This is a genomic window from Mesorhizobium sp. PL10 (assembly GCF_053714315.1).
In genome coordinates this window covers 1-10,151 of record NZ_JBSKBR010000064.1, presented here as the reverse complement: position 1 = coordinate 10,151, position 10,151 = coordinate 1, and the positions used below count along the sequence as shown (strand labels likewise).

The 10,151-nt window shown below is 56.2% G+C and carries 3 protein-coding genes; all 3 read left to right on the top strand.

What is annotated here, in order from left to right; all coding sequences use genetic code 11:
* Positions 1-472 precede the first annotated feature (472 nt).
* Positions 473-7,543, top strand: coding sequence for a hybrid non-ribosomal peptide synthetase/type I polyketide synthase (locus ACWGTO_RS32080; protein ID WP_454578754.1), 7,071 nt, complete (start codon positions 473-475; stop codon positions 7,541-7,543).
* 217 nt (positions 7,544-7,760) lie between these two features.
* Positions 7,761-8,993, top strand: coding sequence for an ATP-grasp domain-containing protein (locus ACWGTO_RS32075; RefSeq protein WP_454578753.1), 1,233 nt, complete (start codon positions 7,761-7,763; stop codon positions 8,991-8,993).
* 177 nt (positions 8,994-9,170) lie between these two features.
* Positions 9,171-10,151 (top strand): M81 family metallopeptidase (locus ACWGTO_RS32070; protein ID WP_454578752.1); only part of this gene is annotated, 981 nt, incomplete at its 3' end.

Sequence of the window (10,151 nt, the reverse complement as noted above, 5' to 3'; positions counted from 1 at the left end):
GGCTGGGCGAGGAGATCGAAGAGAAGGCTGAAGCTGCGCTTGCGCCGCGCTGCGTGAAGGACGCATGCGCAACGTCGGGATAGTCAGCTGGTCATGCCGGAAAACCCAAATATCAATTGTACCCGTCTGCCTATTCGAGTTCATGCATCACAACGTGCTCCACCACACGCCCCGTCTCATCAGCACAACCGTCAAGTCGTTGACGCGTCGGCCGTTCACATTCTTCATCTGCCTTAGGTGGCATGGGTCGTATTGGTAGGGTTCACTTCTAGCCTGCTGACGGCTCGCGAAGTGTAAAGATATATTAAGTCACGTTAACCATCGCTAAACTGGATCGATACTCCGGAGTGAAGGGGTAACATTCATAGCGACAGTTTCACATAAACGAATGAAAAATTTATCTGATAATTCAAACCGTTTCCAAGAAAATAGGAATAGCGTTCTCCGCACAGCTAAGTGACTGGAGAAAGCAATGGATCATGTTACACGTCCGCTGTCGCATGGCCAGATGGGCCTTTGGATACATCATCAAAAACGACCGACCGGCAGCGAATACAATCTACCAGTCGAGCTGCGCATAAAGGCTCCGTTTGACATTGATGCCTTGCGGCGCGCGCTCCAAGCACTGATCGACCGCCATGAAATGCTGCGCACGACCTTTCACCAGGATGGCGAGCAGGTGGTTCAGCACATTCATGAGACAGCCTCTCTGAGCTTTCATGTCATTCAACGGGAAGCTGTCGAAGAGGCGGACTTCCGTCAATCCATTGCGGCGGAAGCCCGCTCGCCTTTCGATCTCGAACATGGGCCGGTGTTTCGCGCCCGCCTGTTCATCAGCAGTGCCACGGAAGAGGTTCTCCTCCTCAATTTCCACCACATCATTTCCGACGGCTACAGCATTCGCACCTTCCTGCAGGAGTTCGGCGGGCTCTACCAGGCGTTTTGCGGCGACACGGACATGCCGGATCTGACCACGGTGGCTCCTTACGGGGAATTCATAGCCTGGCAAGAGCGCCTGCTTGCGAGCGACGATGGAGAGCGTATGTGGGCGTACTGGCGCAGCCAATTTGTCGATCACGAGCCCGACCTGGCGCTTCCGACCGACAAACCACGAACTGCGCCCGCGACGCACGCAGGGTCAGTTTTCTCCCTGGATATCGACAAGCCTGTGGTCGCGCGCTTGGAGCGACTGGCGCACGAGGAAAAAGTGACGCACGCGACCGTGCTTCTAGCAGCCTATTATGTCCTGCTGCATCGTTATGGCGACCAGGACGACATTACCCTTTTCGTACCACGGCTCGGACGTCCGGCAGGAAATTTTACGGGGACCTTCGGCTACTTTGTGAGCCCGGCTGCCCTACGCCAGAATCTTTCCGGAAATCCCATTTTCCTCGACCATTTGCAGCAGGTGCGTCAACTCATGCGCGGCGCGCGCAGTCACGAATATTTTCCCCTTCAACTGCTTTTAGAGAAGCTCAAGCTCCCCACTGCACCAAATCGCAATCCGCTCGCGCAAGCAGTTTTCAACTTCATGCCGGAGGCGGTTAGTTCTCTTGGCTTCTCGCCATGCGACGTCGACCTCTCCGGCATGCCTGCGCAAATCCGACTCTGCGAGACTGATATCTGGATCGACCTCGATTTCCGCATCCTTTCCGGCAAAGGAGGCGTCCGACTTTACGTCGTGTACAATGCGGATTTGTGGGATTGTGGCACCATCGAGCGGCTGGCGAAGCACTATTGCCTATTGCTTGAGGCGATTGCAGATGCGCCAGCGCGACGGATAGGCGACTATAGTCTGCTGACGCCGGAGGAAGAGCACCAGCTTATATATAGTTGGAACGACACAGCTGCATCTTTTCCGTCCGAAATTTGCCTGCACAACCTGATCGAAGCGCAGGCTGCCACCTACCCAGACAATATCGCTGTGAGTTGCCCATCAGAGGCGCTCAGCTATGCCGTACTTGAGCAAAGGGCTAACAGGCTTGCCCGTCATTTGATTTCAAAGGGTATCCGTCTTGGAGACGTGGTCGGCGTTCTAGTTGAGCGTTCGTGCGATCTCATCGTCGGCTTTCTAGCGGTCTTGAAGGCGGGGGCGATCTATCTTCCTCTCGATCCGCGACTTCCACCCCAGCGCCTGCGCTTCATGGTGCGGGACGCTGGTGCCACTGCGATCATCAGGAAAGCGGAGCTTAAAGGACAGGCATTCGAGAAAGCCCTGTCAGGGCTAGACATTGAAGGTTCGAATGGATGCGCGGTGGTTCTCCTCGACCAAGACCACACCAAAATCGCCCTGCACGAAGTCACGCCTCCGCCCTGCCCGGCCGGCCCCTCCGATTTAGCTTACGTGATCTATACGTCCGGTTCAACGGGTCAGCCGAAAGGCGTGATGATTGAACATCGCAGCGCCTGCAACATGGCGGAGGATCTAAAACGCACGTATCAGCTGGGGTCGGATAGCCGAGTATTGCAGTTCGCTTCCTGCGGATTTGATGCGTCGCTGTTTGACTTCATGCTGGCCTTATCTTCTGGAGGGCGATTGTGTATGGCGCCCCCATCAGCGTCGTTGCCTGGAGCAGAGCTTGTCGAGTTCATGCGCCGTGAACGCATTACCGCTGCCGGTCTTACGCCGACAGCTTGGATCTCATTGCCGTTAAATGATCTTCCTGATCTCGCCGTGATCAAGTCAGGTGGAGAGCCTTTGCCGTCGAGCCTCGTTGAGCGATGGGGTGAGAAACGCCGCATCTTCAATTCCTATGGGCCTACTGAAGCGACGGTCTACTGCATAAGGACCGAGGTAAAGGCCGACGGGCAGAAGCCACCCATCGGGCGCCCTGCCATCAATACCAAGGCTTATATCCTCGATCGCTATGGTCATCCGACACCGATTGGCGGAATCGGCGAGCTCTATATCGGGGGCGTCGGCCTGGCTCGCGGTTACATCAATCACGATGAACTCACGCGAGAGGTTTTCCGGCCAAACCCGTTTGACGATGAGCCGCAATCCCGGCTCTACAGGACTGGGGATCGGGCCCGGCATCGGCAAGATGGCACGATTGAGTTCCTGGGCCGAAAGGACGGACAGATCAAGATTCGCGGCATGCGGGTTGAGCTTGCCGAAATCGAGCAGTGTCTGATGAAGCACGAAGACGTGAACGCATGCTGCGTCACCCTGACTGACCGTCTCGGCGAAAATGCGAGCCTGACAGCTTATGTGGTGAAGCGACTGGAGAGTTCGGAGGACATCAATGAACTTCAGGCTTTCCTGCGCGCCGCGCTGCCCGACCACATGATTCCCTCACGATTCGTGTTCCTACCGGAGCTGCCGACCAATCGCAGCGGCAAGATCGATCGGCGCGCTCTTCCCAATCCGGGAAACTTGTCGAGCCTACAGGCCGCAACTTTTCCAACCGGCAGGCTTCAGACGGAAGTGGCTGAGATCTGGAAGGACGTGTTGAAGCTGAACTCGGTTGGCGTTGAAGACAATTTCTTCGATGTCGGCGGACATTCGTTGGCCATCGTCCAGGTTCAGGCGCGTATCCAAGATCGTCTGGGCATTGATTGCAAGATTCTGGACCTTTTCGAGCACCCCACGATAGGAAAGCTCGCTACGCATTTGGCCGCAACTCAAGCTGCTCCCCGCCCCGGCGAAGACTCAAAGAGCACAATTCGATTGGCCGGAAGCCGAAACGAGCCCAAACCGGACCGTGATGCCGTTGCGATCATAGGTATGGCAGGCCGCTTCCCGGGGGCGGAGAACGTCGATCAATTCTGGAGCAATCTGGCCGAGGGCGTAGAGTCCATCGCGGATCTGGACGAACAGACATTGAGAGAAGCTGGCGTCGCTCCTGACACCTTTGGCAGGCCTAATTATGTGAGGCGTGAAGCCGTTATCAGCGGAATTGATCTGTTTGACGCAGCGTTCTTCGGGATCTCGCCTAAAGAAGCAGCGTGGATGGACCCGCAACAGCGAATCCTGCTGGAAACCGCGTATCAGGCGCTCGATCATGCGGGACACGGATCGCGCGAAACCGCCGAGGGCCGAGTCGGTGTCTTTGCCGGGGTGGGCCCCAACCGCTATCACGCTCAAGGTGAAGCAGGCCGGGATCTGCTGGATTCAGAGAGACTTCAAATCCGTATTCTTAACGGCCACGATTTCACTGCGACGCGCATTGGTTATAAGCTCAACTTGACCGGCCCGTGCGTGTCGGTTCAGACGGCTTGTTCCACTTCCCTGGTTGCTGTTCACCTCGCTTGCCAGAGCCTGCGTAGCAATGAGTGCGAGATGGCCTTGGCAGGCGGTGCGTCGATCTCCCTGCCCCACGGAAAAGGCTACCTCCATCAACAAGGCCATATCTTGTCCCCTGATGGCCACTGCCGTGCGTTCGACGCTCATGCACAAGGAACGGTGAGCGGCAGCGGAGCAGCGGTCGTCGTTCTCAAGCGGCTGAGCGATGCCTCTAGAGACGGCGACTATATCTGGGCAGTCATAAGGGGATCCGCGATCAACAATGACGGCGCGGGCAAGGTAGCCTTCACTGCCCCTAGCGCCGCGGGACAGGCTGCAGTCATTAAAGCAGCCCTCGCCGATGCGGACGTCTCTGCGGACACGATTGGCTATGTGGAGGCGCATGGAACGGGAACCTCTCTTGGAGATCCCATCGAAATCTCCGGCCTGACAAAGGCCTTTCGTTCATACACCGCTAGGAAACAATTCTGCGCAATAGGTTCGGTGAAGACAAACATGGGCCATCTCGACGCCGCAGCTGGTGTAACGGGATTGATCAAGCTCGCCACAATGCTGAACAGGGGCGTCATTCCCGCCAGCCTGCATTTCGATGAACCCAACCCAAATATCGACTTTCCGGAGAGCCCGGTGTTCGTAAACAACACCTGCACCGCTTGGGCCACAGGTGGTGAGCCACGACGCGGTGGCGTAAGCTCATTTGGCATTGGCGGCACGAATGCGCACGCGATTCTCGAGGAGGCGCCGGCGCGGAGCGATGAACAAAGCTATCGCAGGTTGCATGTCTTTCCAGTATCGGGGGCGAGCGAGTCTGCACTAACCGAAATGCTCCGGCAACTGGCCGGCTTTATGCGCCGCAGCGACATTCAGCAAAGCGCAGGAAACATCGCACACACCCTGCAAAAGGGTCGAGCCGCTCTCAAATATCGCACAAGTTTCGTCGGAGCCGATCCGGTCGAAATAGCCAACCAGCTCGAACGGGCGGTTCTGAATGCGGGCGCAGCCGAGGTGGGCTCCCGCAGTGAACACCGCATCGTGTTCATGTTTTCCGGCCAAGGAGGCCAGCACATCGGAATGGGTCGGGAGCTTTATGAAGAAGAGCTGGTATTCCGCGACGCCATCGACGAATGCGCAAATTGGCTTGGCCAGCTCACACATATTGATTTTCGCCCCCTGCTCTACAACGAAGGAAAATTTGATGGCGAGCTTGGGCCACAACTGGAAGCCATTGTACAGCCCGTCATTTTCGCCACGCAATATGCCTTGGCGAAGCTTTTCAGGTCGTGGGGCATTTTCCCTGCAGCTGTGATAGGCCACAGCATTGGAGAATATGCGGCCGCTCATATTGCCGGCATCATCTCATTACCCGATGCCATTCGACTGACGCTGACAAGGGGGCAGTTAACGTCCCGGGTGCCTCCCGGCGGCATCCTTGCAGTCGGCCTGTCTCCGGAAGAGCTCCAACCATATTGGAACAAAAGCCTTTCACTGGCGGCAATAAACAGGCCGCGTCAGTGCGTCGTTTCGGGCCCCGCATCGGACATCGCTGCGTTTCATGAGCAATTGCAGGCGAGATCCATTGCGAGCAAACCAATGCGGGCAAGTCATGCCGTGCATTCCTCACTGCTCGATCCAATCCTGTCGGAATTTAGGATTCATGCCGAAAAAGTTGAGTTGCATGCACCGCAAATACTTTTCATGTCAACGGTGCTTGGTGACTGGCTTGAGGCGGACGTCCCGCTTGATGGTGGCTACTGGGTCCGCAATCTGCGAGAGACGGTGCAGTTCCATCCTGCTTTCGATCGACTGGTGCAATCGGGCTACGAGTTGTTCGTGGAGATAGGCCCCGGCGCAGCCTTGTCCAGACATCCCAGGCAGTTCAGGTCAAAGACCAACCTGCACAGCCCCGTCGCCTTTGCAGCTTTGCCAGGCGGCGATCATGGGCAAGGCGATCGCCTGAGACTGTTACAGACGTTGGGCAAGCTTTGGACCTGTGGCGTTCCCATTGATTGGTCTGGCCTCCACGATCATAAACCCCCGCTGCTGACCCCCCTCCCGCCTTATCCCTTTGACCGCAAGCGTTACTGGCTCGATGCGGTTGTCATCGAGGAGCAGGTACAAAATGCCGATTTGAATCAGCCTAACACCGGCGCCACATCCGTCGATCAATTGGCTGGGAACGAACGGGTGCGCAGTCCGATTGTGGTTGAGATGTCTAGTGAGGCAGCTTTAGGTCGCCAAATTGCGGAGGTCTATCGGGACATTTTGGGCCTGGATGACGTTGCCCTGACCGACAGCTTCTTTGATCTTGGTGGCGATTCGTTGAGCGCCTTAAGCGTCATCGATCGCATCGAGCAGCTCACAGGAGAGAGATTGGATGTCTCCCTACTGCTGGAACACCAGACTCCAAGAGGGCTCGAAATAGCCCTCTCGAAAACCCGTGGAAGCGCGCGTCCGAACGCATTGGTGCCGATACAAACCGGCGGTTCGCGGACGCCTCTATTTTGCCCTCACCCTTTTGGGGGACATGTACTCCTATATACGCCTCTTGCTAGGGCACTTGGCACGGAGCAGCCGCTCTTCGGCCTGCAGGCGCGCGGTCTGAATGGTGAAGCGAGACCTCACCTGAGCATTCCGGAGATGGCGCGGGAATACGTAGAGGCTATCAAGAGCGTTCAACCGGGCGGCCCCTACCAACTCGCCGGCTTGTCTATGGGCGGTAGCATTGCTTGGGAAATGGCCTGTCAATTGCATGATGCCGGTGACGAGGTAGCAATAGTTGGGCTGCTCGATGCCAAAGCGCTCCATAAGGAGGAAGAGCACACAAGCGACCGTTATCACCGCTTGCTCGGCAACCGCCGTATTCCTCACTGGCTTAGCGAGCAAGCGGTCATATTGAGCGTCCTTTTTCCTGCGCTGAAGAAACATTGGCGAAAGCTAAAATCCATCACACGTGAATGTCAGATCACGGCATTGCTGGATTTTGGAAAGCAAGCAGGCAGTGTCCCCGACATGAGCGAAACGCAGCTCAATAATATCCTGGCTGTTGCCGAGGCAAACAGAATTGCACTCCGTGAATATACTCCTCGAGCAAACAACAGCAGATCCGTTCTTTTTGCAGCCAAGAAGGGACTGCGCACATTCACTAATGAACCTGATGGCGATCTTGGATGGAAGCAATTCGCGCGGGAGCGCCTGGAAATTCATGAGGTGCCAGGTGACCATTACACGATGGTTGCTCCGCCTCATGTGCGCGTCCTAGCAACGAAGCTCAAAAATTATCTCAATCGAAATGACTAACCGACGGCACCACCAGCGGATCGCAAAAATCGAACAAGGGCTGGTCATCAAAGCCGTTGCAACAGATCCTTGAACTAAATTTACAGAATCTTTGCGACGGCAAATCGCTGACTGTGGTACATTCACTACAAGGTCTAAGATCAGGCGTGGGTTAAAAAGCTTTTCCCAACGTACGCTCGGACCGCCGCACAGCACGCAACTTCGGAGTCAACGGCCAATGGCAAAAAGAGCACTCATCCTGATTGAAGGTTCAAGGTATAATGGTCCGCTATACGTCCAAGCAGCTCTGCAACTTGGTCTTCATCCAATTGTCCTGTCGGCTAATCCAGCTCAGTACGACTATCTTGGGGCCGAAGGGGTTGAGGCAATCCATGTCGATACAGCCGATCTCGATGCGCTGATCCGCGAATGCTCCCGGCTGCATGCAACCTATGACATCGCTGGCATTACGTCCGTCGGGGACTCGTTCTATGCGACAGTTGGCAAGCTCTGCCGCCATTTCGATCTACCGGGGCCAAACCCCACATCCATTGAACGATGCTGCAATAAATTCACGCAACGTCAGCTTCTCGCAGAGGCAGGCGTTCCAATACCTGATTATCGCTTGGCGGCGGATGCGGCGGAGATAGAAAGTTCTGCCGATGAAATCGGGCTGCCGGTGATTGTTAAACCAGCGGTAGGGGCCGGGAGTAGAGGCGTCCGATTATGCTGCAACCTCGATGAGTTAGCCGAACATACCGCCTACCTGTTGGGCGGGAAGCACATATGGCAATCTGCTCCGGGAATACTGGTCGAAGAATTCGCACAAGGCCCTTACTATTGCGCTGACACAATGGGAGACGAGGTCATTGCGATTTGCGCCGGCGAGTTCGGCCCCCACCCGCATTTTGTCTTTCATGAGGTCATCTATCCGGCCCTGCTGACCGATGACGAGCACAAGCGTATCGTCGATGTTTCGCTGAGCAGTCTGCGAGCGCTTGGCCTAGGCTGGGGCCCAACGTGCATTGAACTCCGGTGGACGAAGCGTGGCCCAGTCGTCATTGAAGTCAATCCACGTCTTGGTGGCGCGCCCGCTCCCCAACTGACTCAGCTGGCTTACGGCATCGATCCCGTCACCGAGCACATCAAGCTTGTCATCGGCGACAAATGGGATTTGCACAGAAGGCAGTCGCAGACTGCGGCCGCGCGTTTTTTCGTTCCTGATCGTGATGGCACCCTTGATTGGATCGGAGGGGAGAGTCGGGCGGCCGCTATACCCGGTGTAGCCGAGGTCAAATTCTATGTTGAAGCCAAGACGCCAATCGTCAGGAAAGGCGATCTCCGAGACTGGATTGGATATGTCATCGCCGCTTCCCACAGCAGTGCTCGGACAGAGGCGATACTTCAGCGTGCCGTCGACTCAATCGATTGGTCGATCACCCCATTCCCGACCCTTGGCGAACAGGAATAAACCTTCGATACCCCCAGATGTCCAGCAGTTGTCCCGGCGCAACCTTTTCCGGGCCCACCCGCCAGCCGTCCGCTCGCGAATTGAAACCGAGGCATAAACGCAGCAATAGTCGTCCCACGCTGCCCCAGTACCTAGCTACGAAGTCCTCAGACCAAATGATATTCAGGACAATTTGTTATGAAGCGGATAGCAGTCGGACGCCTCTTTCATGAATCGCACGGATATGCGCCTGGGACAGCGGCGGCAGATATCACAGTCGTTCGCGGCGAGGCTGTGATCGAGGCGGCCAAGGGAAATGGCACGACGCTCGGGGGGATTATCGACTCCTTGATTGAACGCGCTGATATTGAAATCTTGCCCGTTTCAGATTCGATGATTGCCCCAAGTGGCGCCATCGATCATGGTTTCTATGTTGAGCAACGGCAGTTCTGGGGCGAGGAACTCAAGAGGCTCGCGCCCAATGCGATTGTGGTCGACCTACATGGATCGATGTCCACGACTGAGTTCGAAGACGCGGAAGGTGATTTCCTCTCCTACATTCGCGGCGTCAGCGGCGGAAACACAGTCATCGGGGTAGGTCTCGACCTTCATGCCAATATCACCCCGCAGATGTTGAAGGCAGCCGACATCTGCATCGCCTGCAAGAACAATCCCCATGACGATTACTACGACAATGGCAAGAAGGTCGTCAGGTTGGTTGTCGATGTACTGGAAGGCCGTCTGCACCCGGTCTATACCTTCGCGAAAACCCGGATGATTGCTCCCGGTAGGCTCGAAACTCATCTCAGCCCTCTTAAGGAAATGCACGCACGTGCCCGTGCGCTCGAAAAGTCCGAAGCGCCAGTGGTGGACCTCAGCATCTATAACGCCTATCGCTTTGCGGATCTAACGGATATGGGTCAGTCCGCTGTGATACTGAGCAACGGGCCATACGAGCGAGCCAAGGCGATCGTGGAGGATTACGCCCAGGAGTTCTGGGATCTGCGCGAGAGCTTCAAGGACGAAACTGTGACGATCGCAGAGGCCTTGGATGCAACTGCCAAGGACGAGAGCGGCATTACCAAGGCCCTTGCTGATCTTGGTGACCGGACGCTGGCCGGCGCGCCGGGAGACAGCACCTTGATCCTTCAGGCCGCGCTGAAACATCCTGTGAAGCTC

Bases quoted from the DNA above. Each gene is read 5' to 3' on its own strand.
- ACWGTO_RS32075 (WP_454578753.1), top strand. From the start codon at position 7,761: ATGGCAAAAAGAGCACTCATCCTGATTGAAGGTTCAAGGTATAATGGT.
- ACWGTO_RS32080 (WP_454578754.1), top strand. From the start codon at position 473: ATGGATCATGTTACACGTCCGCTGTCGCATGGCCAGATGGGCCTTTGG.